27 protein-coding genes and 1 pseudogene are annotated in these 26935 nt (G+C 46.8%); 24 read left to right on the plus strand and 4 right to left on the minus strand.

The features are described 5' to 3' along the window. Positions 1 to 5 precede the first annotated feature (5 nt). Positions 6 to 179, minus strand: a pseudogene (locus A7975_RS32800) (IS3 family transposase); the annotation flags it as partial. A gap of 161 nt (positions 180 to 340) precedes the next feature. After that, positions 341 to 2182: a stalk domain-containing protein gene (locus A7975_RS04390; RefSeq protein WP_082197963.1), complete on the minus strand. Its 1842-nt coding sequence runs from the start codon at positions 2180 to 2182 to the stop codon at positions 341 to 343. Positions 2183 to 2364: 182 nt separating this feature from the next. Between A7975_RS04390 and A7975_RS04395 the strand changes: the two genes are divergently transcribed. Further along, entirely contained in the window at positions 2365 to 2988 is a 624-nt protein-coding gene (locus tag A7975_RS04395) for a histidine phosphatase family protein (RefSeq protein WP_053375955.1), read from the plus strand. Positions 2989 to 3249: 261 nt separating this feature from the next. Here the strand turns inward: A7975_RS04395 and A7975_RS04400 are convergent, their stop codons facing one another. Next, entirely contained in the window at positions 3250 to 4200 is a 951-nt protein-coding gene (locus A7975_RS04400; RefSeq protein ID WP_065384263.1) for a helix-turn-helix transcriptional regulator, read from the minus strand. Positions 4201 to 4365: 165 nt separating this feature from the next. On the opposite strand from A7975_RS04400, the gene modA reads away from it, so the two are divergent. The 4 genes from modA (at position 4366) to A7975_RS34665 (ending at position 6738) form a co-directional block, all read left to right on the plus strand. Further along, a complete protein-coding gene (modA, locus tag A7975_RS04405; protein ID WP_065384264.1) occupies positions 4366 to 5229 on the plus strand; it encodes a molybdate ABC transporter substrate-binding protein in 864 nt (287 codons plus the stop codon). A gap of 11 nt (positions 5230 to 5240) precedes the next feature. After that, positions 5241 to 5900, plus strand: coding sequence for a molybdate ABC transporter permease subunit (gene modB / locus A7975_RS04410; RefSeq protein WP_065384265.1), 660 nt, complete (start codon positions 5241 to 5243; stop codon positions 5898 to 5900). A gap of 203 nt (positions 5901 to 6103) precedes the next feature. Further along, positions 6104 to 6439, plus strand: a complete 336-nt coding sequence (locus tag A7975_RS34660) for a GntR family transcriptional regulator (RefSeq protein ID WP_065384266.1) — start codon at positions 6104 to 6106, stop codon at positions 6437 to 6439. A 104-nt stretch (positions 6440 to 6543) separates the two neighbouring features. Beyond that, complete coding sequence (locus tag A7975_RS34665) at positions 6544 to 6738, plus strand: aminotransferase class I/II-fold pyridoxal phosphate-dependent enzyme (RefSeq protein WP_065384267.1); 195 nt, start codon at positions 6544 to 6546, stop codon at positions 6736 to 6738. A 445-nt stretch (positions 6739 to 7183) separates the two neighbouring features. Here the strand turns inward: A7975_RS34665 and A7975_RS04425 are convergent, their stop codons facing one another. Beyond that, the gene (locus A7975_RS04425) at positions 7184 to 7591 is read right to left on the minus strand and encodes a thioredoxin family protein (RefSeq protein WP_255314164.1); all 408 of its coding nucleotides are present in this window, start codon (positions 7589 to 7591) and stop codon (positions 7184 to 7186) included. A 279-nt stretch (positions 7592 to 7870) separates the two neighbouring features. Here A7975_RS04425 and A7975_RS04430 point away from each other — a divergent pair, with 279 nt between their 5' ends. The 19 genes from A7975_RS04430 to A7975_RS04520 all read left to right on the plus strand — a co-directional run bounded on the left by A7975_RS04430 (position 7871) and on the right by A7975_RS04520 (position 26905). Beyond that, entirely contained in the window at positions 7871 to 8254 is a 384-nt protein-coding gene (locus A7975_RS04430) for a nuclear transport factor 2 family protein (RefSeq protein WP_065384268.1), read from the plus strand. A 19-nt stretch (positions 8255 to 8273) separates the two neighbouring features. Then, the gene (locus A7975_RS04435) at positions 8274 to 8831 is read left to right on the plus strand and encodes a GNAT family N-acetyltransferase (protein WP_255314165.1); all 558 of its coding nucleotides are present in this window, start codon (positions 8274 to 8276) and stop codon (positions 8829 to 8831) included. A 70-nt stretch (positions 8832 to 8901) separates the two neighbouring features. Beyond that, positions 8902 to 9771, plus strand: a complete 870-nt coding sequence (locus tag A7975_RS04440; RefSeq protein WP_065384269.1) for a helix-turn-helix transcriptional regulator — start codon at positions 8902 to 8904, stop codon at positions 9769 to 9771. Between the two features lie 175 nt (positions 9772 to 9946). Next, positions 9947 to 11014: a hypothetical protein gene (locus A7975_RS04445; protein ID WP_065384270.1), complete on the plus strand. Its 1068-nt coding sequence runs from the start codon at positions 9947 to 9949 to the stop codon at positions 11012 to 11014. A 140-nt stretch (positions 11015 to 11154) separates the two neighbouring features. Next, positions 11155 to 11910, plus strand: a complete 756-nt coding sequence (locus tag A7975_RS04450; protein WP_255314166.1) for an alpha/beta fold hydrolase — start codon at positions 11155 to 11157, stop codon at positions 11908 to 11910. A gap of 314 nt (positions 11911 to 12224) precedes the next feature. Continuing rightward, a complete protein-coding gene (locus tag A7975_RS04455; RefSeq protein WP_141680199.1) occupies positions 12225 to 13235 on the plus strand; it encodes an ABC transporter ATP-binding protein in 1011 nt (336 codons plus the stop codon). Beyond that, positions 13232 to 14254, plus strand: a complete 1023-nt coding sequence (locus A7975_RS04460) for an ABC transporter ATP-binding protein (protein WP_065384271.1) — start codon at positions 13232 to 13234, stop codon at positions 14252 to 14254. The genes A7975_RS04455 and A7975_RS04460 overlap by 4 nt, the downstream gene beginning before the upstream one ends. 8 nt (positions 14255 to 14262) lie before the next feature. Beyond that, on the plus strand, positions 14263 to 15213 hold the full coding sequence (locus tag A7975_RS04465) for an ABC transporter permease (protein ID WP_053375965.1): 951 nt from the start codon (positions 14263 to 14265) through the stop codon (positions 15211 to 15213). 15 nt (positions 15214 to 15228) lie between these two features. Further along, positions 15229 to 16149: an oligopeptide ABC transporter permease gene (gene opp4C / locus A7975_RS04470; RefSeq protein ID WP_065384272.1), complete on the plus strand. Its 921-nt coding sequence runs from the start codon at positions 15229 to 15231 to the stop codon at positions 16147 to 16149. Positions 16150 to 16215: 66 nt separating this feature from the next. Further along, positions 16216 to 17880, plus strand: a complete 1665-nt coding sequence (locus tag A7975_RS04475) for an ABC transporter substrate-binding protein (RefSeq protein WP_065384273.1) — start codon at positions 16216 to 16218, stop codon at positions 17878 to 17880. A 99-nt stretch (positions 17881 to 17979) separates the two neighbouring features. Continuing rightward, on the plus strand, positions 17980 to 18153 hold the full coding sequence (locus A7975_RS04480) for a lysine biosynthesis protein LysW (protein WP_053375968.1): 174 nt from the start codon (positions 17980 to 17982) through the stop codon (positions 18151 to 18153). 9 nt (positions 18154 to 18162) lie between these two features. After that, positions 18163 to 19059 carry a RimK family alpha-L-glutamate ligase gene (locus A7975_RS04485; protein ID WP_065384274.1) on the plus strand — a complete coding sequence of 299 codons (897 nt, stop codon included), beginning with the start codon at positions 18163 to 18165 and terminating at the stop codon, positions 19057 to 19059. Between the two features lie 19 nt (positions 19060 to 19078). Next, on the plus strand, positions 19079 to 19735 hold the full coding sequence (locus tag A7975_RS04490; RefSeq protein ID WP_065384275.1) for a degT/DnrJ/EryC1/StrS aminotransferase: 657 nt from the start codon (positions 19079 to 19081) through the stop codon (positions 19733 to 19735). Beyond that, complete coding sequence (locus A7975_RS04495; protein ID WP_065384276.1) at positions 19735 to 21057, plus strand: DegT/DnrJ/EryC1/StrS aminotransferase family protein; 1323 nt, start codon at positions 19735 to 19737, stop codon at positions 21055 to 21057. The genes A7975_RS04490 and A7975_RS04495 overlap by 1 nt, the downstream gene beginning before the upstream one ends. Then, on the plus strand, positions 21054 to 22106 hold the full coding sequence (gene argC, locus A7975_RS04500; RefSeq protein ID WP_065384277.1) for an N-acetyl-gamma-glutamyl-phosphate reductase: 1053 nt from the start codon (positions 21054 to 21056) through the stop codon (positions 22104 to 22106). The genes A7975_RS04495 and argC overlap by 4 nt, the downstream gene beginning before the upstream one ends. After that, positions 22106 to 23953 carry a M20/M25/M40 family metallo-hydrolase gene (locus tag A7975_RS04505; RefSeq protein ID WP_065384278.1) on the plus strand — a complete coding sequence of 616 codons (1848 nt, stop codon included), beginning with the start codon at positions 22106 to 22108 and terminating at the stop codon, positions 23951 to 23953. The genes argC and A7975_RS04505 overlap by 1 nt, the downstream gene beginning before the upstream one ends. Continuing rightward, positions 23954 to 24763, plus strand: a complete 810-nt coding sequence (locus tag A7975_RS04510; RefSeq protein ID WP_065384279.1) for a 1-deoxy-D-xylulose-5-phosphate synthase N-terminal domain-containing protein — start codon at positions 23954 to 23956, stop codon at positions 24761 to 24763. Beyond that, positions 24760 to 25710 (plus strand): transketolase family protein, encoded by a 951-nt coding sequence (locus A7975_RS04515; protein ID WP_065384280.1) that lies wholly within the window; start codon positions 24760 to 24762, stop codon positions 25708 to 25710. Before A7975_RS04510 ends, A7975_RS04515 begins: the two co-directional genes overlap by 4 nt. Next, positions 25685 to 26905: an MFS transporter gene (locus A7975_RS04520; protein WP_065384281.1), complete on the plus strand. Its 1221-nt coding sequence runs from the start codon at positions 25685 to 25687 to the stop codon at positions 26903 to 26905. Before A7975_RS04515 ends, A7975_RS04520 begins: the two co-directional genes overlap by 26 nt. The last annotated feature ends 30 nt before the right edge of the window (positions 26906 to 26935 follow it).

The following is a 26935-nucleotide window of genomic DNA, read 5'->3' on the forward strand; positions in this document are numbered from 1 at the left end:
ACAAGTTAAGCCGCCAGTCGTCGGAAATCAACCGGCGACTGGTTATTTCGTTTCGTTTGAATGCGAGTTAAGTTATAGTAATTCATGCAGTCTCGAACGGTCTGTTCAACGATTGAAGTCGTTGTACACGTGAGACCTTCGAGGTAGAACGTTTCAGGCTTTAGTGTGGAATGGAACGATGTTGCTCACTCTTGTTGCCAACGCAAAAACACCTCCAAGGTTATCTCCATATCTTACGACAGGGTTGCATTCACTTGAAGATGTTTTGATTCGTCTCTCGTTATGGGGTCAGTCCCGCTCGAACCGTGTACTTATCATCCTTTTTCTTCTTTTGACGCTTCTATTTCACTCGCGTTGAAACCCGTTGATTCATTTCCACGAGCATCGCTTTATAATCCGCTGATGCCGTATATTTACTTATGAAGTTCGTCCAATCCTCAATAGTGGACTCGCCCATAATTACTTTAAGCTTAAGCTGCTCCAGCTCGCGATTAAACTCGACATACTGTCCCGTTTGCAATAGGCTGCTGGCTTCAGGCAGGGAAGTGTTTGAATAAGAAATCTTCTTCCACGACTTAATGGCAGCTTCGTACTCACTCCGAATTGCTGCAGGGAGCGAATCCAAGCTGCTATTGCGCTTTAGCATATCGCTTTGACCAAATAAACTGTTTACTGCTTGTTGATCAGGCAGCTGCCAGTCTTTAAGCGTATCCCAACCGCCGGATTCCGTCTTTTCAATCCCGTGATCGAGCCAAGCCAATATTTGCTTCGCACCCAGCTTCGAGTTTTTGGAAACGATATAAGTTCCATTGCCTTGGGTATTCCAAGGTGCGATTGGCACGCTTGTTGAAGAAGCTTTAACCGTCGTCAGCGGCAGCCAAACGGAATCATCACCTGTTAGAGCAGCAGCTTCGTTTATGTTTAACGCTGCAAGTCCTGCTTTATTGCTGCGCAGCCTGTCGCTTACTTGTTGCATTGACACTGCCGCAAACTCCTTGTCCAGCAGACCATCCTTGAAAGCACGAGCTAACCATTGAAGCGCTTGCGTCTCTTCCGTACTTACAGCATAATCAATGACCTTGCCATCCTTTATAGTAAAGCGAGCAGGGTTGCCTGTAAAAGCATGCTCTACCCACGATAAAGTTCCAAGTCCAAATTCGTTCGTGTAACCAGTCAGACCGATTGTATCATGCTTACCATTGCCATCAGGATCCTGTGAGGTGAACCGCTTTAGCACCTCATATAATTCTTCCATCGTTTGCGGTTGTATTAGCCCCAGCTTATCCAGCCAATCCTTGCGGATTGCAGGGAAGGAAGCGTTATGGGGATCGCCCGGCCGGGGCACGCCGTAAATTTTTCCGTCGATTACCCTGCTTCCCGGAGCGGTAAGCGCCAGCTCCTTCAGCCTTGGGTAGTCTTCCAAATCTTTAGTTAAATCTATGGAGAAGCTTGACATCAGCTCATCTTGAAAAACGTAAGGATCCTCAAGCAGCATCAGCGCAGTAGGATCTCCGGCTGCAATCATGACCATCGTCTTCTGGCGGTAATACTCCGGCCCTACTTGAACAAAATCAACGTCCAGTTTAAAGGTTTGCTTCATATACTCCAGCATTTTCAAAGGGGATTCCGCTAAACCATTATCTATCTTGGTCATTACGCTGAATCTTGGCAGAGCCAGAGGATCGGTAACGATTGCGTATCGATTCGCTGCATCCCATGTGACGCGAAGTCCGCTGGCTTCTGCCGCTAAGCGAAGCGGAATCCATAATACTTGTTGGTCAATGAAAGAGGCAGCAGGCGGTCCTGTTATCTTCTTGCCGTTAATCTCTGCTTGAGCAAGGCCAGCCCAGAAGACGAGCGTCGGTTTATTCTCTTGTTCTGCTACGAGCTTTCGTTCATCAGCCTGCCATTTCGTTTTATAACCTAACCCTTCAAGCAGCGCTTTGCCTGGTACCATAATCGTTCCCTTGATAAAACGCGGCGGCAGGGGAAACGAGATCGGCAGATTCAGAAAGATTACATTTGCTGATGTATCTTGAAGCGCTTGGTTGGCAGCAAGAGGGGTCAGGTTTTTCCGGGTCGTTTGGTCCTCTGCTGATACCGGAATCGAATTCAGCAAAGTTGCGGCAAGTGCTACGGTCATTCCGGCTATTGTTGATCTTCGAAACTTAAATCGAATCATAAACACCTACTTTCCCAAATTTGGCAACAACTACTAGACGCAAATGCGAAGGAAAGGTTTCGAAAAAAACCGTTTTTCAAAAAAACGCTTTCAAATAATATTTCGTGCAGGTAATATACGTTTGAAACAGAATATTTAAAAATTCGATAGATTTATAAATAGAGGTTAGGAGAGGTTATCACTTGAAAAAAACGACCCTTTACTTAACAAGACATGGCCAAACGGAGTGGAATGTAGCACATCGATTACAGGGGCATAAGAACTCGCCATTGACTCCGCTTGGGTTGCTGCATGCCGCATGGTTAGCGGAATCCATGAGCAGCATTCAATTGGATATCATTTATAGCAGTTCGAGTGAGAGAACGCTGCAGACAGCAGAAATTTTAAGAAATAAGAGAGATATAGCTATACTTCCAGAGCAAGATTTGAGAGAAATTAATATGGGCTGCTGGGAGGGCGAAGTGAAAGACAACGTGGAGGCGGCATTCCCTGAAGATTATTCAGCTTTTTGGCAAACACCACATTTATTTAAGCCAAATAACGGCGGCGAATCCTTTTATGATTTGCAAAACCGGGTGCTTCCTAAGCTTAGGGAGATTATTGAAAGCAATGAAGGGAAAAACATATTAATTGTTACACACGCTGCCACATTGAAGCTCATCATGACTCATTTTAGCGGAAAGCCGCTATCGGAAGTTTGGACACCGCCGATTGTTGATTCCACAGCGCTTTGCAAAGTCATAATCAAGGGTGATCAAACGATTATTGAGCTGCACGGTGATACCTCTCATTACAAAGATAATTAACAGGAAAAACTACCGTTAATTTACGAAAATAGGGAGGGAAATCGGGGTTAACTGGAAAAACTCCTGTTAATTTTTTGAATTTGGCTCTATTTCGCTGAATGAGCTCCGATTAACGGGAGATTTTCCTGCTAGATGGTCTACGAGCCTTCCTTGCGGAAAATTAGATGGAGCATTTCCTGTTAAATGTTCGAAAGATGCAGCACATACGAGCCCTAGAAGCGATTCTAAGGCTCGTTTGTGTCTCCTTATTTCTGGATAGTTCTAGGTTTCCAGCAATATTTCACCGGTTCGCGTTAAATCATAGCCTGAAATGGCTTGAAGCTCCTTCTTGAAATCATCGGATCTAAGAATTTGGAGCAACGATTGAATCCAAGCTTGATTGCTCGCGGTCTTCAGCATAACCAGGTCATAACGTTCCTTAATCAATGGAATAAAATCAATATTTCCTACGATCGAAGCTGCTTTCTCAATGCCAATGCCAACATCTGCTTCGCCTGCTGCCACTTTGGATGCAACGCCAAGATGGTTGCTTTGCTCCTGTTCGTAGCCCTCAAGCTGATCCGGCTTCAAGCCATGCAAGCGGAGCTGTTCGTCCAGCAGGACACGAGCGCCGGAGCCTTTCTCCCGATTGGAGATCCGCAAGCCTTCGGTGCCCAAATCAGACCAACCATGCAGCTTCAAAGGATTGCCTTGCTTAACGTAAAAGCCTGCATTTCTGGCTAGCAAATTGACGACAATGTAGGAAGAGCCTATAAGCAGCTTTTTGATATAAGGGAGATTGTATTCACCCGTGTCACCGTCAAGCAAATGCGTGCTGACGATGTCGGATTCTCCTCGGTACATGGAGATCAAGCTGTCAAGGCTGCCGACATATGCGCGCAGCGGCCTAATCCCGTCCGTCTTTTTCTCCATATATTTTGCCAGTATATCAAGGCTGAGATCTTGACCTGTAATGACGAGGGGGCGAAGCCCGGAGAACGATGCTTGTCCATGGGTGAGCGCCGGAGAATCGGTTAGTGTTGGGCGTTCGTTTAATTGAATGCCCTTGTTCCGCTGCTTGTAAGCTTCCAGATCTGCTGGGTCTACTCGCATTTGTTTGCCTACGCGGTAAGAGGGCAGCTCGCCTTTTTTTATGAGATCATAGACGGTCAGTTTGGATATTTTCAGCAGCTTGGCAATTTCTTCGGTCGTATATGAGACATCGCTGGACATGATGCTCCTCCTTCATATAAGTACAAGCCGTTATGTTATTTTTTTATTGTATCATAATAGGATGTGTACGTTCTGTTAAATAGATTTACAAAAGAATTGAACTGTATATATAATTTAATTCAGATATATCTATTTATATCTAAACATAACTCAGGAGGATCGATCATGTTTAAAATGATTAAAGGTTATATGTTTTTGTTCATCGTAGTTGCAATGGCTTTGGTGTTCGCAGGCTGCGGAGCCGCAGAAAATACGAAACCAAGTACAAATACAAACGCGAGTACAGACGCCCCGGCACAGGGCACAACTGAGCCTAGCACGGAGCCGTTAGAAACGGTAGAGCTGACGATCTCTGCAGCGGCGAGCTTGACTGACGCGTTAACGGAAATCCAAACGGCTTATCAGGCTAACAATCCGAACATACAGCTAAGCTTTAACTTTGGCGCATCCGGCGCATTGCAGCAGCAAATTGAGCAAGGAGCGCCTGCTGATTTGTTCCTGTCGGCAGCCGTTAAGAACATGACAGCACTTGTAGACAAACAGCTCATTGATACAAACGAACAAGTGAATTTACTGAAGAATGAGCTTGTCGTTGTTATTCCAGCTGACGGCAAGACGGCGATTGAAAATGTAAACGATCTAACGAAAGCAGAAGTAAAAACAGTTGCGATCGGCATTCCGGAAAGCGTGCCCGCCGGCAACTATGCCAAGGAAGCGCTGACCAAAGCAAAGCTGTGGGACACGCTGCAGGCCAAATCGGTGCAAGCGAAGGATGTAAGACAGGTTTTGCAATATGTTGAAACCGGAAATGCCGATGCAGGCTTTGTATACAAAACAGACGCTCTAACATCCGATAAAGTTAAGCTCGCTTTTGCCGTTGATGCTTCAACCTACAAAACGATTCAATACCCGATTGGAATCGTAAAGGCTTCGAAACACACCAAAGAAGCCAAAGATTTTTATACGTATTTGCAAACGCAGGAAGCGCTTGACGTATTTATCAAATATGGCTTTTCCGTTCCTAATTAATAGTGGCATTCATGAACTGGGATGATTTTTGGCTGCCAATCCGGCTTTCCTTACAGATCGCCTTGCTATCAAGCATAGTGGTTATTCTGCTCGGTGTGGCAGTCTCGTGGTGGATGTCCCGCCGCAGATTCAAAGGGAAAGTTATACTTGAAACGTTATTTATGCTGCCGCTGGTGCTTCCGCCTACAGTAGTCGGTTTTTTGCTGTTAGTGCTACTAGGGCGGAGAAGCTTTATTGGAAAATGGATTGAATGGTTGTTTGCAGCGCCTATTGTTTTCACTTGGTGGGCGGCAGTAGTGGCCTCCATCGTGGTATCCTTTCCGCTTGTCTATCAAACGATGAAGGTAGGCTTCGCTTCCGTTGATCGGAATTTAGAGGATGCAGGCCGATCGATGGGGGCAAATGAGTGGGGCGTATTTAGGTATATTACGCTTCCGTTAGCTTTCCGCTCGCTCATCTCCGCCTACATGCTTGGTTTTGCGCGAGGTCTTGGCGAGTTTGGCGCTACGCTGATGATTGCGGGGAATATACCAGGCAGGACACAGACGATTCCCACAGCTATCTACGTAGCCGTCGATTCTGGAAATACCGCAATGGCTTGGGCGTGGACATGCGCGATCATTTTGATCTCTTTTTTATTGCTATTGCTTACAGGTCGGAAGAGCGCTTAAGTGATCTATTTATTCATAACCAGCGGCAGTTTGGGATTTGAAAATAATCTTCCAGCTTGCTGCTGTTTTATTGTAACGAGTCGCATATGATGAATCCGTCCTCCCAGCGATGATCCGCTTGATCCAATCGGTCCAATGAATGCAAATGATTTCGTTAACTACACAGGATTATCGGATCGTGTTCTTCTTCGAATCGGGGGAGAATGGGCATAACTAAGGCCGCTGACATCCGTTGGGATTATGTACAGGGCGATTCAATCGGAACAAAAGTGGGACAAAAAGCATCCCACGACGTGTACATCGACATGGAAGGCAGAAAGACAGCTGGTGAGAGCAGCATGTTCGACATCCTTCTACCGGAGCAAAATGAACTACCCATATATCAACAGCTTTACTTTAAAATTAGAAATCAAATCAGATTTGGGAGCATTCCCGATGGGACAAAGCTACCGTCTGTTCGTACTTTGCGGTTACAGCTCAATATCAGCAAAACGCCGATAGAAACAGCCTATCAAATGTTAACGCTGAAGGTTATTTGATACGCAAGCCGCGTTCTGGACTGTACGTGATTAATCCTCATGCGCCTATAACCGCACAGGCTAACGTTCCAATTGGCAAGGGGAGGTCTACCGGAGCTCCGACATTGCCACTGCTATCAACAATGCTGAAGGAAGCTCTTGAAGCTGATCATAGCTTGGTAGGAAAATATGGTGATCCTCAGGGTGAATATGATCTGCGCGCTGCCTTGTCCGAATATTTGCTGCATGCAAGAGGCGTTAATGCCGAGCCAGAGCAAATCGTTATCGGGTCGGGGATAGCATACAGCATCGGAATCTAATTATTGGGTACGACATTATCCCAATCCCGCTAAGTGAAGAGGGGCTTTCACTTAACGAGTTGGAGGCATGAAGTATTGTTTGCTCCTTCGCGCGTAGAGCAGTGGGCGATGCAATCCTTTTTAGAGCGAGGGCATTTGTATCGGCATATACGGAAAGCTCGGAGCTTATATCGCAAGAGGCATCAGCATTTAGTCGCTTTGATCCAAGACCAATTGGGTGATCATGTCGAGATCACGGGTCAGAATGCAGGTCTTCACTGGAATCCCTTTGTTAAAAAGGGTGTAGTCCATGGACTAAAACCATGTACACAAAGACGAATCGAAGGACGCAAACCGTTCTTTTAATTCTTGAAGCATAACGGCCTGATATTCGTTTCCGTCCCGATAGAGCTCGCCGATCTACCGGTAAACTTGATTTATATTGTCCTGATAATCTGGGTGCTGCTTATCGGGGTGATTTTTCTTGAACTGATCCATGACGGCTTGTATGTAAGCAGGCCGCGCCCCCCCAGCTATCCACAACATCGCCATTCATTTTCATTAAAATCGCGATGGGCTGCGCTCGGCCTCCATCTGTCAGAAAGTGATCCATCGTATCCAAATGTTCTTCCATTAGCAATACTTCAGTCGAAATCCGGCTTTGCTCCATCACTCGAAACAATACAGGAACATTCCAGATAACATCCGGGCACCAATCCGTACAAAGAATCAAACAATAGAGATCGAACCGGTCACTATAGGATGAAAAAAACAGCTTCTCCTCTTCATTTAACCATTTGAATTTTTCGTAATTGGCGGTACATTGCTCTTTGGTATTTGGAATACCGCTTAACGCCATTACCCGAATCTGCATGCCATCCTAGAACTGCTTGGGGGATATGCCTTGGCCTATTTTATGTTTTAAGTTTAAGCGTTTTTCCATTTGGTCACGCAACCCTTCGTTAGATTAGGTGTACTGTGAATATAAATCAAATCTGACCATCTATAAATGGTCAGTTTCATCAATTTTGACCATGACAGATGGATAATGCCGATTAGATGAGCAGCATACCTATGATACAAAAAAAGGAAAAGCTCTGTGTTTAAAGAATATTGGTATTAACGTTTTAATATCGATGAGAGGAGCAGGAGTATGATTTGCGAAGAGAGCAAGCAAATGATTGAAAATTATGTAGAGGCCTATAATTCATTTCAGGTTGAGGGCATGATTAAACTTATGCATAAGGACATATTATTCAGAAATTTCTCCAATGGGGAATTAAACACGGAGACCATAGGAATTGAAGCGTTTAGGGAACTGGCAGTGCAATCGTCAAAAATGTTGTCCAGCCGCCGTCAAACGATAACCAACTATCGCGCAGTGGATGACAAAATTGAGGTGCAAATTGATTATGAGGGAATAATGGCTGTTGATTTGCCAAACGGATTAAAGATTGGAGATCGGCTGGAGTTAAAAGGGAAGTCCATATTTGGAATTAAAGAAGGCAAGCTTTCATTGATTGAAGACTACAGTTGAGGAAGAGGCGAGACCCATCATGGCTTTAGAGAGGGAAAATCCATTCATGCGAAGTAAAGAAGGAACAAAGTTGGAGATCCGACGATTAGAAAAAAAGGATGTGCCAGCTGCAAAGGCACTTATGGATGATGTAATCTCCCGTCTGCCTTCACAGGATCTATTTGCAATGGACGATGAGGATTATTTGAACCACTTAGTCGATGACCAAGGCGAAATATACGGCGCGTATCTTAACGGGGAGCTCGTTGCGTATACGGCTCTAGCCTTCCCTGGACAGAGTGAGAGCAACCTCGGAAGGGAGTTTGGAGTACCCGAACAACAATTAGGTGATGTAGCAACTCTTGAGGCAACGATAGTCCACGAATCTGTTCGTGGCTTAGGCTTGCAGCGGTATTTTCATCAATTGCGCGAACGACGAGCTAGGGTGCTCGGTTTCCGCTACCTTTTTTCAACCGTACATCCTGAAAATCATGTGAGCTTAAAAAACTTAGAAGCTGAAGGGTTTATCCTCCAATTTACTCGGCCTATGTATGGCGGAAAGCTCAGGCATTGTTATGCGAAACGATTAGAGGAATAACCGTGCATCGGATGTTAATAAAATAGCTGCCTGCATCTGTAAAACGGATTATTCATGTAGGAGGTGCGATATGAAAATTCATAATTCGATTAATTGGAGGGACAATCTATATCTCTTTAATTACCGAAGTGTTAGCGAGGAGTCCTTGGAATATTTCCATGCCCATGACGGATTGGAGATCTTGTACATTCACGAGGGGGCAGGCAGCTACTTCATCGAAAATCAAAGATATACGCTGCAGCCAGGCACGTTAGTTCTTATTAAGCCTTTTCAAGTACATAAGCTAAAAGTCGTTGTTCCACCGAATTACATTCGCAGCTTGCTGAAAATCAAAGCTTCAGTCATAGAGCGTTTCCTCACCTCGCTGCCACAGCTTGCATCTGCATTCAATGAGCTGATGGCTCATCCATTGCCTAATCAAGTATTCCATTTGTCTCCTAATGAAGCCTGTTATTTTGAAAACCAATTTTTGCAATTGCATGAATTGCTTGCAGTCACTGCGTCTAAGCTTCAGAAGGAAGTCGTTACGTTGTTTTTATTTCAATTTTTCACGTATTTTAATAGCCATATCTATTCGCTGGAAAACAATAATAAGCGTAATCATGCTGCGGCACCCCGATCGACTGAGCCTATCGGTGCTATAGTGAAATGGATTGACAGGTATTACAAATTGTCATTCACCATTAACGACATCGCGTCTGAGCTTCATTTTTCCGCCAGCTATTTATCTAAAGTGTTCAAGGACCAGATGGGCGTAACCATCGTCGAATATACGAATGAGAAACGTTTGGAGGAAGCGAGAACACTTCTTGCTTTAGAGTTTCTAACGATTGAGGAGATCAGTAGGAAGACGGGCTTCAATTATCCGTCCTATTTTATCGCTATGTTCAAAAAAAAGTATGGGGTAACCCCGCTCAGGTATCGGATGTCGATGGAATAGTGATATTTTCGAGCAGCAATCTGTTATTGGTTTCGCCTTATAATGAAAGCGCTTAAACATTTAATCTCACTGAGAATGAAAGAGGTGATCGTTGCTTTAGATATTCGCGGTGAACAACGAGAGGCAGGAGGAGGCACCAATCGGATCAACATAAAACATATAAGGAGGATTAACTATGACTAATCAATCATTAAAGCTAAACCTTTTATCGCTGCTTTGCTTCGTGCTAGTATTCGCGTTTTACCCAAGCCACACAGTTCATGCGGCGACAAAAACAGTTCCAGCCGGTAATGTCGCAACTCTGCGCAGCTATTTGGCGAGTGCTCAGCCTGGCGACATTATTCAAGTATCAGGAACCTTCAACGTGTCAGATGGCACAATTGCCACATCAATCAGCGGAGCATCAGGCAAATACATCACGATCCGGGGAACTGGAAGCGGCGCAACGTTTAATTTTACCGCATCCGGAGGCAATTCGGTTATTCATATCAAGCATCCTTATTACAAGCTGGAGAACGTGACGATTAATGCCAACTCCAAATCAAACAAAGGGCTTTTAATTGAGGCCTCCCATGGTTACGTGACCGGAGTGACAGTCAAAAATTCGTTGTCAGAAGCTTTTAAGATTAGAAAAAACAGCCAGTATTGGCTCATCTCGAATAGCTCTGCGCAAAATGCGGGACAAAGCGGCAAGTTCGGAGAAGGGTTCTACGTAGGAGATGCGGATCAGAACTGGACGACAAAACCGAATCCGGACAAAAGCGGTTATATCACCTTTCTAAACTGCAGCGCCATAAAAACTAAAAATGACGGCTTTGATTTCAAAGAAGGCACGCATCACATTAAAGTGGTGAGCAGCGTAGTGGATTTTCAAAATACGGTACCCGAATCCACCGTAGGCAACAATGGCATATTCATGCGCGCCAACTATGTTCAAATCATCGACACGACTGTGAAAAACAACAAAGCGACTGGCCAGGCATACCGAACGAGCAAAATGACAGCTTCAGATGGCGTATCGTACGGGAACCATTTAGAGCTTATAAACGTAACCGCATCCAACCTATCAGGTGCCATGATTTATACGAACTACACCTCAAATAAACTATTTACCGATTATACAATGTCCGGCGTTGCTGGCGGGCTTTATCAATCCGGCTCACAAACAGCAGCATCAGCTAGTCCGTCCACATTCGTCGAGATGACTTGGAGCGGAGAAGGCGGGGGGACATACGGTTCCTAGAACAGCAGGGCAAATAAGATCAGTAGGAAAAGCCTGGGGCAAATGCCTCAGGCTTATTTTCGTTATCGAAACGAAGAGAGCCAAACAAGTCATTCGAGTGTAAAATAAAGGGATATTATATTGGCGAAGGAGTGATCGTTGTGCCGCGAATCACATTTCATGATTTGGATATGTTTTACGAAAAAATGGGCATGGGAGAGGCTGTTATCTTTTTACATAGTGGATATTCGCGCGGGATATTGGCTTTTGCTAGCCAATTATTAGATTTTCAACGAAAGTATACCTGTTACTTACCGGATTTAAGAGGGCATGGACGAACGAGATGCGAGAGCTTAGAGTGGAGCACTCCGCAAATCGCCGAAGATATTTTGCAATTTATGGATCGGCTGAATATTACAAAAGCTCATCTGGTCGGTTACAGCTTGGGAGCAAATGTAGCATTATACGTCGCGATTAATAATCCCGACAAAGTCGCTACCATAACGACGATAGGCACAAGCGGTTTTTGCGATCCAACCGGCGCTGAACAATTTGAACCCGAATGGCTGCTGCAAACGGAGCAAATGGATTTTATTAATCAAATGATTGAAAGGCATGAGGAAGCACATAAAGGAAATTGGCAGCAATATTTGCGGCAAAGCGCGTTAGACTGGACGTTATTTCCTCAGCTAACGAGAGAGCAGCTTGGGCTTATTCGTTGTCCGGCGCTGTTTATTACGGGGGAGCATGATCCGTACGTGGGCGAAGAAAAGCTCAAACTGCTCGTATCCATTGTAAAAGAATCAAGTTATCTCGTCGTTGCAGGCGGCAGCCACAGACCACATATGATAAGAGAAAATCCGGTTCTGGTAAACGATTCTATACTTGCATTTCTTGACGCAAACCCTATCCGTTAAATGCATCACTTCTACAAAGCAGTTCTTGCCTCGGCCGAGGGAGAGCTGCTTTTGCTATATTCACAAGTAAATTCCCTCCAGCTTGATCAACGTCCGTTTTTCCACATCCCCCATAATTATGTTATCTGTCAATCATCTATTGATACTTATGTATCTATTGGTACAATTTTCTATTTGATTATAGAATTGTTCTATTATTCAAACTATTTACATTTTGGTATGCTGGGTGTACTTAAAGTTTACAAAACACATTGGAATTATATGAATTAAATGTGAAGCTACATATTCCCTCAGGTGAAAGCAGGTGAGCGCGATTGGGGCTGCTGCTCGAAGTCGATCGATTACAGGTAGCATTTCGGACCGAACGAGGAGAAATGGTTGCCGTTGACGAGGTGAGTTTTGAACTGGAGCATGGAGAAACGATCGCAATTGTAGGTGAATCGGGCTGCGGGAAAAGCGTGACCTCCCTTTCCATCATGGGCTTGCTTGGCGCAAATAGCTCTATTAGGCAAGGTGAGATCCGCTTCGATGGTTCTCGATTAACCTCATGCACTGAAGCACAGCTTCGCAAGCTGCGGGGCAGCGAAATAGCGATGATTTTTCAGGAGCCAATGACGTCGCTTAATCCCGTCTTCTCGGTCGGCGAACAGATTGAAGAGTCGATCCGGCTTCATTTGGACCTTCCGCGTAAGGAGGCTAAGGCCAAAGCGGTGGATATGTTAAGAAAAGTGGGCATCCCTCGTCCAGAAGCGATCATGAAGGAATACCCGCATGCCTTATCAGGCGGAATGCGACAGCGGGTCATGATTGCAATGGCGCTCGTATGCCAGCCCAAACTGCTTATTGCGGATGAGCCGACGACAGCGCTTGATGTGACGATTCAGGCGCAGATCCTTGAACTTATGAAGCAGCTGCAAGCAGAAAGCGGAGCAGCTATCTTACTTGTCACACATGATTTAGGCGTGGTGGCGGAGATGGCGGACAGAGTTATTGTCATGTACGCAGGGCAAGTAGTTGAATCGGCGGATGTGTTTACGCTATTTCGTGAACCCCAGCACCCGTACACGAAAGGTTTAATGAAGGCGATCCCCCGTCTTGATCAAGACAACAAGGAGCGATTACATGTTATTCCGGGTTCTGTTCCTTCGCTACAGCAGATGCCCGCAGGCTGCCGCTTTCATCCGCGCTGTTCCTATGCAACAGGCCGCTGTCGAGAAGAACAGCCAGATCTAACCAACGCAGGAGCAGGACATCATGTACGCTGTTGGCTTATGGGCGATGCAAAATCAACATTCGTTGACCAAGCAGAAGAGGTTACCCTATGACAGCTATCGAACCGGTAAATAAGAACGAAAACAAGCAAACGTTATTGCAAGTCGATCGCTTGAAGACGTATTACCCCATTCGCGGCGGATTATTCTTGAATAAGCCGGGTTATGTCAAGGCAGTAGATGATGTCAGCCTCTCCATGTATGACGGGGAAACCGTTGGTCTGGTCGGTGAATCAGGCTGCGGTAAATCAACGATTGGACGCACCATCGTCCGCTTGGAAAACCCACAGTCAGGGCGCATTTTATTTGACAACGAAGATATTACGCATTACTCGCAGCGACAGCTAAAGACCGTTCGCACCCGAATGCAAATGATCTTTCAGGACCCCTATGCCTCGTTAAATCCGAAGATTCGAGTATTCGATACGCTAGCCGAGCCTTTGATCGCTCATAAGCTAGTGGGGCGGAGCGAGGTGCAGCGCGAGGTCGACAACCTGCTTCAATTGGTAGGGCTGCCCCGTTCTGCCAGCAATCGTTATCCGCATGAATTTTCCGGAGGGCAGCGTCAGCGTATCGGTATTGCTAGAGCTATTTCCTTCCGGCCAAAGCTGATTGTATGCGATGAGCCAGTCTCAGCGCTTGACGTTTCGATCAAAGCGCAGATTCTAGGATTGCTGCAGGATTTACAGGAAGAGCTGAAGCTAACCTATTTGTTTATCGCTCATGGCATCGGTGAAGTGAAGCATATTAGCACTCGTATCGCTGTCATGTACTTGGGAAAAATTGTGGAGCTAGCTCCGACCAACGATTTATTCCGCAAGCCGAAGCACCCGTATACACAATTGCTGCTAAGCGCGTATCCTCAGCCGGACCCGACGCTGCGAAAGCAAAAAAGTGTGATCATTCGCGGCGATGTGCCAAGTCCCGCTCATCCACCGGCCGGCTGCCGTTTTCATACCCGATGTCCTTTTGCGCAGGAGTTATGCATGAAGGCGGAGCCACCGCTTACAGATGACGAACATGCCGTAGCATGTCATTATCCTCTTGCAGATTACGAAGAAGGGCAAAGGTGAGGGCTATGATGGTTCATTACATCGTTCGAAGGCTGCTGATCGCCATTCCCGTTTTTTTAGGCATTACGATATTGAATTTTCTAATCATGAACATGGCTCCAGGCAACCCCGTGGATATGTTAATCAATCCGAACATCCCAAAAGAAATGCTGGAGCTGAAGAAAGAGCTGCTAGGGCTTAATGATCCTCTTTATATTCAGTACGTGAAATGGCTCGGCGGCTTCGTAAAAGGGGAGCTAGGCTATTCGTTTAGCAGCTTCGCGCCTGTATCTGAGCTGATCGGCGAGCGCATCGGTCCAACCTTGCTGCTGGCAGCCTCATCGATGCTGGTAGCGATCTTGATCGCAATTCCCGTTGGGGTGGTCAGCGCCGTTAAACAAAATTCGAAGCTGGATTATATAATGACCGGTTTATCCTTTCTTGGCACGTCGATTCCTCCGTTTTTTCTAGGGTTAGGCTTAATCTATTTGGTCGGTATCCAGCTCAAATGGCTGCCCACAGGCGGGATGTCGACGCTTGGGGGAACAGGTACGGTTAGCGATATCCTCGTACATATGATTCTTCCGGTTCTAGTCTTAGGCGTTACCATCGCAGGCAAGAAGGTTCGATATGTTCGCGCCAGCATGCTTGATGTGCTCCATCAGGATTACTTGCGAACGGCTCGAGCAAAAGGGCTTAGCGAATTTATCGTGACGAATAAGCATGCGCTTCGCAATGCGTTAATTCCGATAATTACTGTTGTCGGTGCGGAAATTCCGTTGCTGCTCGGCGGCAGCATCATAATAGAGCAGGTATTCCAGTGGCCAGGCATTGGGCAATTAACGATGGAGTCGATTCTATCGCGAGATTACCCAACGTTAATGGGGTTAAATATCGTAGCCGCTTGCGTTGTGCTTTCAACCAACTTATTTACGGACATCATTTATTCCTTTGTTGATCCACGCATTAAATATAGCTGATAGGAGGGCGAGACGATGTCCATACCGGAGATTCCTTGGAGAAATGACGTTTTCGCCTCCGGTGTGGGGAATGAGAACGAACAGCCAGCCAGCGAAATCGAGAGTTTTGCTAGGCAGGTGAGGCGCAAGTTTTTTAAGCATAAGCTCGCCGTATGGGGTCTAGTGACAACCTTGCTGCTCATAATTATCGTGCTCTTGGCACCTTGGCTTGCGCCGCATAATCCCGATGAGATTACCGAGGTGTTCTCCGCCCCTCCCTCATTTGCCCATTGGCTGGGTACCGACCAAGTTGGCAGGGACGTGTTAAGCCGGTTGATTTACGGAACAAGGGTATCGTTGGTGATTGGATTTTCCACGGTTGCCCTGTATGTGACTTTTGGTGCTTTAATCGGAATGATGGCTGGTTATTATGGAAAATGGCTGGATATGGCGCTTATGCGAATGACCGATATCTTTTTGAGCTTTCCCTATATGATGGTTGTTTTGGTCATTATAAGCGTGCTTGGCGCTAACGTATCAACCATCATCATTGTCCTCGCCTTATTCAAATGGCCAACGATCGCCATGCTAGTCCGCGGTAATGTGCTGTCATTGAAACAGATGGATTTTGTCCGGGCAGGCCTTGCACTCGGATTCAGTACACCGCGGATTTTGCTGAGGCATATTCTTCCGAACACGCTAGCACCCATCATTGTAAATGCAACGTTTGGCGTCGCCAGCACCATTCTTAGCGAAGCCGGCCTTAGCTTTCTTGGCATGGGAGTCAAATCTCCGCAGGCGAGCCTAGGAAATATGCTGTACGATGCGCAGTCCTTAACGGTATTAACGGAACAGCTTTGGTTGTGGGTACCTGCCGGCTTCGTTATCCTCATTACGGTTCTGGCCATTAATTTCGTAGGCGACGGCCTGCGTGACGCTATGGATGCGAGATCCTAGCAAACGCTCCATCGATAAGATTTGTGAATGAATAAATAAGAAAATCGACATTAGGGAGAGAAATCAATGAACAGAATAATTCGATTACAAGGACTTATATGGTTAATGCTATTAATGATTTTCGTATCCGCATGCAGCAGTGCAACCAAAGAGGAAGTTAGTGCAACAGCCGAGCCGACAACCGAGGCGGCGAACGTCAAGGAGACAGCAATTGATGTCACAGCCAAAAAGACGTTATACATCGGAATCGTGAACGCTCCCGTCACTTTAAACCAGATCAATACGCAAGATAATTCGGCGTCGCTCGCCCCGATTAATTTGCTTAATGATTCATTGCTCGATGTTACGGATTCGGCGCAGTTTTTGCCTAAGCTGGCGGAATCCATCGAGACAAAGGATAACCAGACGTTTCAGGTCAAGCTCAAGCCAAATGCCAAATGGAATGACGGAGCTCCTTTTACGACAGCTGATGTGGCATTCACGCTAAAGCTTGCGCTTCACTCCAAAGTCGATACGTCATTCAAGCTTAATTTCATAGAAGGATTAAACGATGCAGGGAAGCTGGAAGAAGGAACAACGGATATTTCCGGCCTGAAAATTATCGATCCCACCACCTTTGAGATCAGAACCAAAACGCCTATAGACCCATTAGTGTTCAATGAACGTTTTGGCGTGAAGGTTAATTTTTTGCCGGAGCACATTTTGAAGGACGCTGATCCGGAGCAGCTGTCTACGAATCCATATTTTCAAAAACCGACGGTAACGATTGGTCCCTATAAATATGCAAATTATGAAAAGGGCCAATATGTCGAAGTAACGAAAAACGAAAATTACTATCTCGACGTACCTAAAATTGACAGTATCTTTATCAAGGTTCTACCGGCCGCTAACCTTGTGGCACAGCTGCAAACGGGGGAAATTCAGATGAACTCCTTGCCGGTCGGCCTTGTCCCGATTACGGATTACGACAAGGTGAAGGGGTTTGAAAATGTAACGGTAACGTCTGCTACCGCTTCTGAGCCGGCTGAAATCTTCTTCAATACCGAGAAGCTCTCTGACAAAAAAATTCGCCAAGCGATCGCGCACGCCTTGAACCGCCCACTCATCGTAGAGCAGCTGTTAAAGGGGCAGGCAGAAATTATAGATGGCGGCGTACCAAGCTCGCATCCCTATTTTAATAAAAACATTAAAAACTATGATTATGATCCGGAAAAAGCGAAGCAGCTGCTAAAAGAAGCTGGCTGGGACTCCAAGCGCAAGCTTGCGTTTTTCATCCCGGTGGGGAATAAGGTTCGCGAGCAGGCAGCGGATATTCTCGTTCAAAACTTAGAAGCAGTAGGCATTAAGGTAGACGTCCAAAAGTTTGATTTCCCGACGTTGATCGATAAAGTGGAGAAAGGCGAGCATGATATTACGATTTTCACAAGAGATTACTATATCGAGCCGAGTCTATATTTTACAACCTATAAAAGCAATGATCCCGAAAGCGTTATTCGCTATAACAATCCGTTGGTGGATGAACTCATCCAAAAAGGGGAGCAAGAAATTATAGAAGCGAAGCGTCACGAAATCTATAACCAATTGCAAGAGGTACTGCATGAAGATGTGCCGACGTTAGCCGTTTATTCCGAGAAGCGTTTGCAGGTCGTATCCAAGAACGTACTTGTTGGCAAACCACTCAATCTGGGTACGTTCAATAATGTAAATCAGTGGGATTTGGCGGCAAAATAGTTGATTAAAGCAGCAATCGTGCTGTTAGCAACCGGTTATAGGGAATTTATTCCTTTATAATATAAAGCTCTCTCAAAAATTATAGGAGGTGTATGGTAAATGGCAGATTTAAATTGCTTGGTTTGCAAGTCGGATATCGATGTGGAGGAACGCGCAACTACGGGTGAAATTGTGGAATGCGGCTCTTGCGGCCAAGAGCATGAAGTGCAGGTAGAAGCCAATCTCGTTTCGATTGCTTTAGCTCCAGAAATTGAAGAAACTTGGGGGGAATAGGCTACGAATATGGAGCAAAATAGCGCTATTTTATTATGTGTAACGAAGCTGCGAGAGGAAGAACAACGGATTATCGATCATCTCAAGGTGTTTGGTATTCGCGTGCAGGTAAATCTTGATTCGATGGAGTTGCCTTTAAGCGGTGGTGAGGTTGAGCCTTTCGGCCTCGCTCTCATCCGTTGCCTATCTCAGAAAAACGCGCTGAATCGCGCCCATCTGCTGGAGTTAGCCGGGCATGAGACGCTGAATTCGGTAAAGGCGATTACGATTTGCACGAATAAAATTCACCAAGCGATCGTGTTTCAAAAGCATGGCATTCCTCAACCTCGGTTTAAAATTGCTTTTACGCCTGAGAAGCTGTACGACGCCATGCGGAATTTCGACGATCTGTGCGTCATCAAACCGGCGACTTCGTCTTGGGGCAGGGGAATTGCCAGAATTACCGGCAAAGAATGTTTGGACGGCTGGATTGCAGCGCGCGAATCCGTTGATCCTGGGCATCAATCCTTTCCGGTATTGGTGCAACAATTTGTAGAGAAGGGGGACTATGATATACGTGTTGTCATTGTCGGCCGTACGCCCATCGTAGCTTTCCGGCGGGTATCTGCTGATAACTGGAAGACGAATACGCACTTAGGCGCGGAAATCGATCCCATTCCAATAAACGAAGAGATTGCGTCTATTTGCAGACGGCTGACGCAAGTGTTAGGTGAAGGCGTTTATGGCGCAGATCTATTTTATGACTATAAAGAGCAGCGGTATCTCGTTTGTGAAGTGAACCAAAATCCGGAATTCGCTAAGTCGTGGAAAATCCATGGCGTCGATGTGGCCTATCATATCGCAAAATATGTGAGAGAAGTGGTAGAGCTTAAAAACACGGCCAAATACACGGTTATTTCTCAGTAAATAGGGAGGAAATATAGGAATGGGAGAAACTTTAACGAAGCCCGAGGCTGCCTTGCAGAAAGAAAACTATTTTCAGCTTTCCTTTGTATTAGCGAGAGTTTTGAACTCCGGCGTCATTATGAGTATCGAGAAAAATGATCATGAGCTAAAAGGGCTCGAGAAGAGCATCGCCAAGCTCACGAAAACCAAATACGTCTCCTTATTTAATAGCTATACAGGAGCGATTCACGGTGCGCTATGGGGACAGGATCTTGGATATGATTCAGCTGCAAGACTGAATCATCCAAGTGAACAAGAAACAAAATTCGTCCACTGGCTTGGTGTCTCGCTATCGGCCGATCCAAACGTGACGTTAGCGTATGAGACTATTGCCGTAACCTGGGAAAACCTCAATCGCTTGAATCAAATTATGCTTGGGATAAGTGGCCGTGCCCCCGTTGTCGTCCTAGATTTCACGGGGCTTGGCTTTGGACCTGCAGCTGCCATTGCAGCAAATAACGAAAATATTTGGAAAAAGGCTGAGCGTTTGAAAATATTTGGCGCCTTTGATTTGCAAACGATGTGGACGCAGGAAGAGAGTGAGCCGGATTTGCAGCCGGCCGCTCAATTCAACTACAGGCTCAGTCCGCTCGTTGCGGCATGCGTGAAAGTTGCCTTGCTCAGGAGGAATCCATAATGAAAACCGATTTTATCCGCAAGCCGCTTGGGCTGCCATCAGATGATTGGGTCCAAGATCCGTTAGCCTTCGTTGGCGGGCCTGCCATCATCCCAGAGGACGTCAGGAAAACGAATTTCCCGATTATTACGAAGGAAGACGTCGTCCAACTGCTCGTCTCGATCCAGCAGGATGGCGATCAGGTCGTTGATGAGTTCAAGGAGGCGTACCGCAACTATGTAGGTGCCAATTACGCAATTGCAACCGCTAGCGGCACATCGAGCCTGCATCTCGCGCTTGTAGGCGTGGGAGTGCAGCCCGGCGATGAGGTTATCGTGCCTGCATTTACGTTTATTGCAACCGCACAGGCCGTCGTTGCCGCGAAAGCAATTCCGATTTTTATAGATATCGATCCGGTAACGTATTGCCTCGATCCAATAAAAGCGGAGCAAGCGATTACGAGCAAGACAAAAGCGATTATGCCTGTACATGTGCACGGTTTGCCAGCTGATTTGCCGGCATTAAGACAGCTAGCCGATAAGTATTCGCTGCGGCTCGTGGAGGATGCCTCGCATGCGCATTCCGCCTCTATCCATCAACAATTGGCAGGATCGATCGGAGATAGTGCGGGACAAAGCTTGATGGCGGACAAAAACTTTCCGGTAGGCGGAGAAGGCGGCATCGCTTTTTTCAAAGAGAAGGAGGATTATGAGCGCGCGCTGGCTTTTCTTGCATCCTCGGGTATCGATTACCGAATGTCGTGGATCGCTGCGGCTTTTGGACACAGTCAGCTGGATCGCCTTCCTTATTACGATGCCATTCGAGCACGGAATGCGGCGTATTTAACAAACGCGTTGTCAGGCACGAAGCTGTTCAGTGGACCATTCGTACCAGAAGGCTATAAGCACAGCTATAACATGTATCGCGTTAAGCTCTCGCCAGAGAAGCTTGGTCTTGGCGATTTGGAGGATTACCGGGTGAAGGATGCCGTTCAGCAGCTCATTAACCACGAAGGGGTTTATGCGCGCGAGTGGCAAAACGTGCCGATTCCAGGCCATCTTCCGTTCAAAAACCGGAAGGGCTTTGGCAATGGTTATCCATTCACGCTGTCGGATCGGCTGGATTTTGGATATGATCTGAGCCATTTCCCTGAGACGCTGAAGATGCTTCGCAATAGCTTGACGATATGCAGAGAGCTAAGAACGCCGGTTGAGTATGAGCGAATTCAAGCCTATGCGCTGGCCTTCAAAAAAATCGATGCGAACCCGCATATTATCCGTGAGCTCGTAGAGCAGGGCGGCGATCTGAAGGTGCTGTATGAAAGGGACGCTAGATTAGGATGAGCATAACGGAGAATGGGAGGAAACGAGTAGCCATATTAGGCGGCAGCGGGTTCACTGGCGCTGAATTATACCGGCTGCTTCGCAAGCACCCTCATTTTGAAGTTGATTTTGTTTCCTCCGAGTCGAAAGCCGGTTTTCCCGTAGATAAGTTCTATATCGGGTCGATTCATAAGAAAAAGCCCGGCTCGTTAAAGTTTAACAAAGCTGCCGAGCTTGATGGTCATTACGATGCGATTTTCTCATGCTTGCCTACAGGCTCCTTGCCTAAGATCATCCAGCATGCGGCGGAGCATACCGATTATATTTTCAACGTAAGCGGAGATTATCGCATAGCCGACACCGATCTATTGAATCGGCATTATCCCGAGACGTTAAAGCATGATTTTGAAGGAGACTGGCACTACTATATCCCGGAGTTTAGTGAGATCAATTCCGCGGTTAAAGTAGTCAATCTTCCGGGCTGTATGGCAGTTGCGACGCTGTATACGCTCTATCCGCTCGTGGCGCATGACTTAATCGAAGGACGAGTCGTCACCGATGCCAAAACAGGCTCAAGCGGCGGCGGCAAATCGACGACGGAGCATCATGCGGAACGCTCCCATAACTTTAGAGCCTACAAGGTTCACGGGCATCGGCATAAGCCGGAGGTGGAGCATGCGTTGACGTACCACTTGGATCGCTCGGTGAATCTGCAGTTTTCAGTCTTCAGTCTTGATCTTCCAAGAGGAATCATGGCAACTTCATATTCATTGCTAAAGGAGCATGTTACGGACGTAGACGTGAAAAAAGCATTTTACAGCGCCTATGCATCCAAGCCGTTTCTTCATTACTTCAATTCAGGCAGCGGTTCGCCCATGATCAAAACGGTGGTCGGAACCAATTATGCCGAAATTGGCGCTTATGTAGAGGGACGAAACTGCGTATCCATTGCAACCATCGATAATTTGATAAAAGGGGCGGCAGGGCAGGCGATTCAAGCAGCCAATCTCTATTTCGGCTTCCCCGAGGAGGCAGGATTGCAATTCGAATTTGAAGGGGCGTGGCCTTGATGAGTAAAAGCAGCCTCTATGTCGTCAAGCTCGGGAGCAGCACGATTGTAAATCACCCCTCAATTTTCGCAGAGATCAATCGCATCGCAAAACGCGGTAACCAGGTGCTGCTTGTGGCAGGCGGCGCAGAAGCGATCAAGCAGAAATATGATTCGATACAGCGGGAAATGCCTTTTCTAACTTTGCCATCAGGCGATGAGGTACGCTACTGTTCACCCGAGGAGATGCCATTTATTCGTGCAGCTTATCATGAGTTCATCTTAACGACGATCCATACGCAATTAAAAAAACATGGCCTTTCCGTATACGCACAGCTTGGCGGCGACCAAGGGCTTGTCTATGGACAAAAAGCGAAGCCGCTTAAGGCGATCAGAGACCAGAAAACGGTCATCGTACGTGATTCCTTGTTTGGGCATTTCATGGGCAGTCACAAGGCGTTTCTGAAATCCGCTTTGGCTGCGTTCGATGTCGTATGCCTGACGCCGCCGATATTCGATCCAGAGCTTGACGCGTATATCAACATCGATGCGGATGTACTTGCAGCTCACTTAGCCGTTGATTTAGAAGCGCATCATTTGCGGTTCGTTACCGGAACTGCCGGTTTGCTGGAAGATATCCGCGATCCGTTTTCAACGATTCCAAATGTCTATAACGATGATGAATTAAGCTCTGTCCAAGGACGTATGAAGCAAAAGGTGAGAGCCGCAAAACTAGCGATCCGCGAAGGCGTCTGCGATGTGTTCATATCCGGCCCGCATACGCTGGAAGAGGCAAGCAAGACTTGGTTCTGGAACGTCGACCGGGAGCTGGGCGAGCTCGATTTGCTGAATAAGGTCGCCCGTATTCCTTCGGTTTCACAAGATGAGCATGAGCTTGCGCATTACTTATTAGAAACAATTAAATATCCATCGGTCGCCGGAAAAATTGACGAGGCAGGCAATATCGTATTCCAAAAAGGAAACGGGCCAAATAAGCTGCTGCTTCTCGGACATATCGATACGGTTCCTCATGTATGGCCGGTTCGCACGGATTCTAACGGTATCACTGGCAGAGGCATCGTGGATGCCAAAGGCTGCTTCGTTAATTTTATCCACATGCTGCAAGAGGTTGATGTGCCTGAGCATGCCACTCTGCTTGTCATCGGAGCGGTTGAGGAAGAAATCTCATCTTCTAAAGGCGCACACTATATTCGGGACCATTATGAAGCGGATGCCGTCATTATTGGGGAACCAAGCGGAGAAGAGAGCTTAACGCTCGGATACTATGGCCTGTTCAAGCTGCAAATTACGATTCACCGCGCACAGGAGCATACGGCAGCCAAAGATACGATCAGTGTGATCGACGAGCTGTATAACGTGGTGGCGGACATCCGTCACCTTGTACGGGATGTTGATCCGCAATCCTTATCCTCTCTGATCGATATCCAGCATCGGAATGAGCAAGGATTTTTAACGGTAAAAGGCACGCTTAATTTCAGAATATCCCCAGCGGCAGGCAATGATTATACGGGCAAAATCGACCTTGCATTTGGCGAAGGCGTGACTGTCGAAGTATTGCGTGCGACACCGGGCTTTGCCAATTCACGCTCAGACACCTTAGTTAAAGCCTTTGTTCGAAGCTTCGCTAAGCAAGGGAAATCGATTCACTATATCAAAAAACGCGGAACGAGCGACATGAACACGCTCGCCACAACATGGCATTCCGTCCCGATGGTTGCCTACGGCCCCGGAGACTCCAGCCTGGACCATACCAATGAAGAGTATCTGCACAATGATGAGGTGGAGTCAACGAGAACGATTTTGAAGGAAGCGATAACAGAGTGGTTTCGGCTACGAACGGAGGAGTAGATGGAGCAGACGATACCTATCCAAAGAGAGCATGACGATGAAATTTCATCCCTTATCGAAAGAGCCAATGAAGCGAGAAAACTAATTATCGACATGGCGGCTACCTCTACAGGCTGCCATATCGGAGGAAGCCTATCAGCTATCGATCTATTGATCGGCGCATATGCCAAGTATGGCCAAGATCCGAATACAGCCATCATTCTTAGCAAGGGACATGCGGCAGCTGCGCTGTACGCCGCATTGCATGTGTACGGAATCATATCGGATAACCCAGCGGAGAGCTATGGACAGAGCGGTTCTTTGTTTACGGGCCATCCCAACCACAAGCTCCCGGGTATCCCGTTCGCAACAGGGAGCTTGGGACATGGCATTCCTTACGCAGCCGGCTGGGCATTAGCTCAGAAAATGAAGCGTACGAATGGCTTAGGCATCGTAGTTGGCGGGGATGGGGAGCTGCAGGAAGGCTTATGCTGGGAAACCGCACAGATTGTGCAATCGCAGTCCATCACCAATTTTGTCTATATCGTTGATTGCAACGGTGGGCAAAACGATGGATACATTCAGGATATTTCGCCCATCCGCAATCTCCGTCAACGGTTTGAAGCGTTTGGCTTCACCGTAAGAGAGATTGACGGACATCGATTCGAAGAAATTGTTGCGGCCATTGAACCTGATCATGACAGGCCGGTTGCCATTCTAGCGAGCACGATCAAAGGAAAGGGTGTCCCCGCGATTGAAGGAAATCCAGATGCCCATTATGCGAAAATACCCGCAAAGCTTTCCCACAAATGGAAGGTGAGCCTAGCATGACAAAGTCAGGGAGAGACGCATATAAAGACGAGCTCGCTAAGCTCGCTGCAAGCAATAGCCAAATTGTTTGTATTGAAGCTGATTTAGGCGGCAAAAATCACCCGTTTGGGCAGCAGCATCCTGATCGTTTTTTCAACTTAGGCATTGCTGAGCTAGCCGGCATTGATATGGCAGCAGGACTTGCTGAAGCCGGTTATGTCCCGTTCTTCTCGACCTTTGCTGCCTTCGCAGCCTTGCGTGCTTCCGAGAGCGTCAAGCTGACGATGGGGTATATGGGCAAAAACGTGAAGGTCGTGGCTGCATACGGAGGTGTTTCCGGCGGATGGTTTGGCACGACACATCATGCGCTTGAGGATATCGCGGTTATCCAATCGTTTCAAAACATTCGAATCGCTTGTCCTCATGGCGAGCAGGAAACAAGGAAGGTCATTCAAGAGGCCGCCGTATCCGAGGAGCCGTATTATATTCGGCTCTCTAGGAATGATGCTTTTGAGAGTCTGTACCGCGATGAAGACGCAAGCTGCCGAGACATGCTTGTGCATGGCACGAAGCCGGCTGGCGGATCAAAGTTATGCATAATTTCGGTTGGCGAGCAAGCGACCGAGTTATGCAAGCAGATCATCCAAGAAGACGATTCTATTGTTCATGCGCATTTATGTTATGTCGATATCCAAAGCTTGCAATCGTATGCCGAGCAATTGCGCGTTTTGTCCGATCGTTTGCTTGTTGTGGAGGAGCATCGCGCTACCGGAAGCACAGCGTCCTATCTAGCGCTTTTATTGCCAACGCATCAGGTATATGCCCATCATTGCGGTGAAGAGTGGCCGATCTATGGCGGAACGCATGCTGAGGTACTAGACTATTTAGGGTTTGGAATAGAACCGTTAAAACAACAAATTCTGACGATCGCAGGAGGTAGCGATGTTTTTTCGAGTTCTAAAACCTAAAAACTTCCGCCATTATTTTATCGCCGATATCGTCTCCGGTTTTGGCGTTGGGATGAGCACGATTGGCGCGAACTGGTACCTATTGGATCAGACAAATTCGATTACCTCGATTGGGTTTATGCTTTCCTTAAACGTAATTGCAGGCTTCCTTATCTCCGCTTTTGTCGGCACCTTAATTGATAAGTGGAACCGGAAGTCGATTATTTTATGGGCGAATGCGATACGGGCGGCAGCGCTGCTGCTTATTACGGGCGCTTTTTTATGGACGGGTTTTCGCATCGAGTATCTTTATGCGTTTGCCGTTATTAACGGTATGGGATGGACCTTGTATATGTCCGCTTCTCGGAGCCTTGTTCAAGAGATTCTTCCAGAGGAGGACCTCATTCATGGCAACTCCGTAATCGAGATCAGCTTGCAGGTCGGCATGTTTATGGCTGGAGCGCTCTCGGGCATTTTGTACAAATACGTTGGATTTGAGATTATTTTGCTGCTGAACGCGCTCGCCTTTATCGCAAGCAGCCTCTTCCTTCGCCGGATCGAATATACGCCAATCCCCGTCGAGAACGAGGAGGAGACCTTCTACGGCACGTTTAAAAATGGCATTCGCTATTTGGCGGAACGGCCTTCCATTTTCTTATTGGGCGTAGTATCGATTATCCCGCTCGTTTGCACGATGGTCTACAACGTGGTTCTCCCAGGTTATGTAAGCACTGCTGTAAAAGGAGACTCCGTCGTTTTTGGATTATCGGATATGTTTTACGGGATTGGAGGGCTGTTGTCCGGCTTTGTTGCGGCACCCTTGGCGAGGAAAATCTCACAAAACGGAACGATTCTATTGTTTTTCCTAGTATCCGTATTGAACCTGCTGGCAGTTGCTTTTAATTCCACCATTCTATTGTTGTATTTCGGCAGCGTATTGATCGGCTTAACGAACTCTTCGCTGCGAATTTTAATGACAACAACGTTGATGGAATCAGTCTCGAAATCCTACATGGGACGCGCGACTTCGGTGTGGATGGCGATTTCGCTGCTCTTGCAAACCGTATCCGCCACAGGGCTTGGCGTTTTCATTGACCGTTATTCGCCGGGTGTGGGCTTTATCTGCATGAGCGGTTTGATGGCGGCTGGATTGGTCGTCTATTACGTGCTAAATAATCGATTATCCGAGAAAAAAGCGCTGGAAGCACAAGTATGAATCCATGCCAATCATTAAGGAGGAAAAAGA

The sequence above is a fragment of the Bacillus sp. FJAT-26390 genome, assembly GCF_001682865.1.
Classification (GTDB): domain Bacteria; phylum Bacillota; class Bacilli; order Paenibacillales; family Paenibacillaceae; genus Pristimantibacillus.

Excerpts from the sequence above, each read along its gene's own strand:
- A7975_RS04430 (WP_065384268.1), top strand. The coding sequence starts at position 7,871 with ATGATTTGCGAAGAGAGCAAGCAAATGATTGAAAATTATGTAGAGGCC.
- A7975_RS04445 (WP_065384270.1), top strand. The coding sequence starts at position 9,947 with ATGACTAATCAATCATTAAAGCTAAACCTTTTATCGCTGCTTTGCTTC.
- A7975_RS04485 (WP_065384274.1), top strand. The coding sequence starts at position 18,163 with ATGGAGCAAAATAGCGCTATTTTATTATGTGTAACGAAGCTGCGAGAG.
- A7975_RS04390 (WP_082197963.1), bottom strand. The coding sequence starts at position 2,182 with ATGATTCGATTTAAGTTTCGAAGATCAACAATAGCCGGAATGACCGTA.
- A7975_RS04440 (WP_065384269.1), top strand. The coding sequence starts at position 8,902 with ATGAAAATTCATAATTCGATTAATTGGAGGGACAATCTATATCTCTTT.
- modA (WP_065384264.1), top strand. The coding sequence starts at position 4,366 with ATGTTTAAAATGATTAAAGGTTATATGTTTTTGTTCATCGTAGTTGCA.
- A7975_RS04515 (WP_065384280.1), top strand. The coding sequence starts at position 24,760 with ATGACAAAGTCAGGGAGAGACGCATATAAAGACGAGCTCGCTAAGCTC.
- A7975_RS04425 (WP_255314164.1), bottom strand. The coding sequence starts at position 7,591 with ATGCAGATTCGGGTAATGGCGTTAAGCGGTATTCCAAATACCAAAGAG.
- argC (WP_065384277.1), top strand. The coding sequence starts at position 21,054 with ATGAGCATAACGGAGAATGGGAGGAAACGAGTAGCCATATTAGGCGGC.
- opp4C (WP_065384272.1), top strand. The coding sequence starts at position 15,229 with ATGTCCATACCGGAGATTCCTTGGAGAAATGACGTTTTCGCCTCCGGT.
- A7975_RS04475 (WP_065384273.1), top strand. The coding sequence starts at position 16,216 with ATGAACAGAATAATTCGATTACAAGGACTTATATGGTTAATGCTATTA.
- modB (WP_065384265.1), top strand. The coding sequence starts at position 5,241 with ATGAACTGGGATGATTTTTGGCTGCCAATCCGGCTTTCCTTACAGATC.
- A7975_RS04435 (WP_255314165.1), top strand. The coding sequence starts at position 8,274 with ATGGCTTTAGAGAGGGAAAATCCATTCATGCGAAGTAAAGAAGGAACA.
- A7975_RS04480 (WP_053375968.1), top strand. The coding sequence starts at position 17,980 with ATGGCAGATTTAAATTGCTTGGTTTGCAAGTCGGATATCGATGTGGAG.
- A7975_RS04510 (WP_065384279.1), top strand. The coding sequence starts at position 23,954 with ATGGAGCAGACGATACCTATCCAAAGAGAGCATGACGATGAAATTTCA.
- A7975_RS04490 (WP_065384275.1), top strand. The coding sequence starts at position 19,079 with ATGGGAGAAACTTTAACGAAGCCCGAGGCTGCCTTGCAGAAAGAAAAC.
- A7975_RS34660 (WP_065384266.1), top strand. The coding sequence starts at position 6,104 with ATGGGCATAACTAAGGCCGCTGACATCCGTTGGGATTATGTACAGGGC.
- A7975_RS04505 (WP_065384278.1), top strand. The coding sequence starts at position 22,106 with ATGAGTAAAAGCAGCCTCTATGTCGTCAAGCTCGGGAGCAGCACGATT.
- A7975_RS04465 (WP_053375965.1), top strand. The coding sequence starts at position 14,263 with ATGGTTCATTACATCGTTCGAAGGCTGCTGATCGCCATTCCCGTTTTT.
- A7975_RS04400 (WP_065384263.1), bottom strand. The coding sequence starts at position 4,200 with ATGTCCAGCGATGTCTCATATACGACCGAAGAAATTGCCAAGCTGCTG.
- A7975_RS04520 (WP_065384281.1), top strand. The coding sequence starts at position 25,685 with ATGTTTTTTCGAGTTCTAAAACCTAAAAACTTCCGCCATTATTTTATC.
- A7975_RS04460 (WP_065384271.1), top strand. The coding sequence starts at position 13,232 with ATGACAGCTATCGAACCGGTAAATAAGAACGAAAACAAGCAAACGTTA.
- A7975_RS04495 (WP_065384276.1), top strand. The coding sequence starts at position 19,735 with ATGAAAACCGATTTTATCCGCAAGCCGCTTGGGCTGCCATCAGATGAT.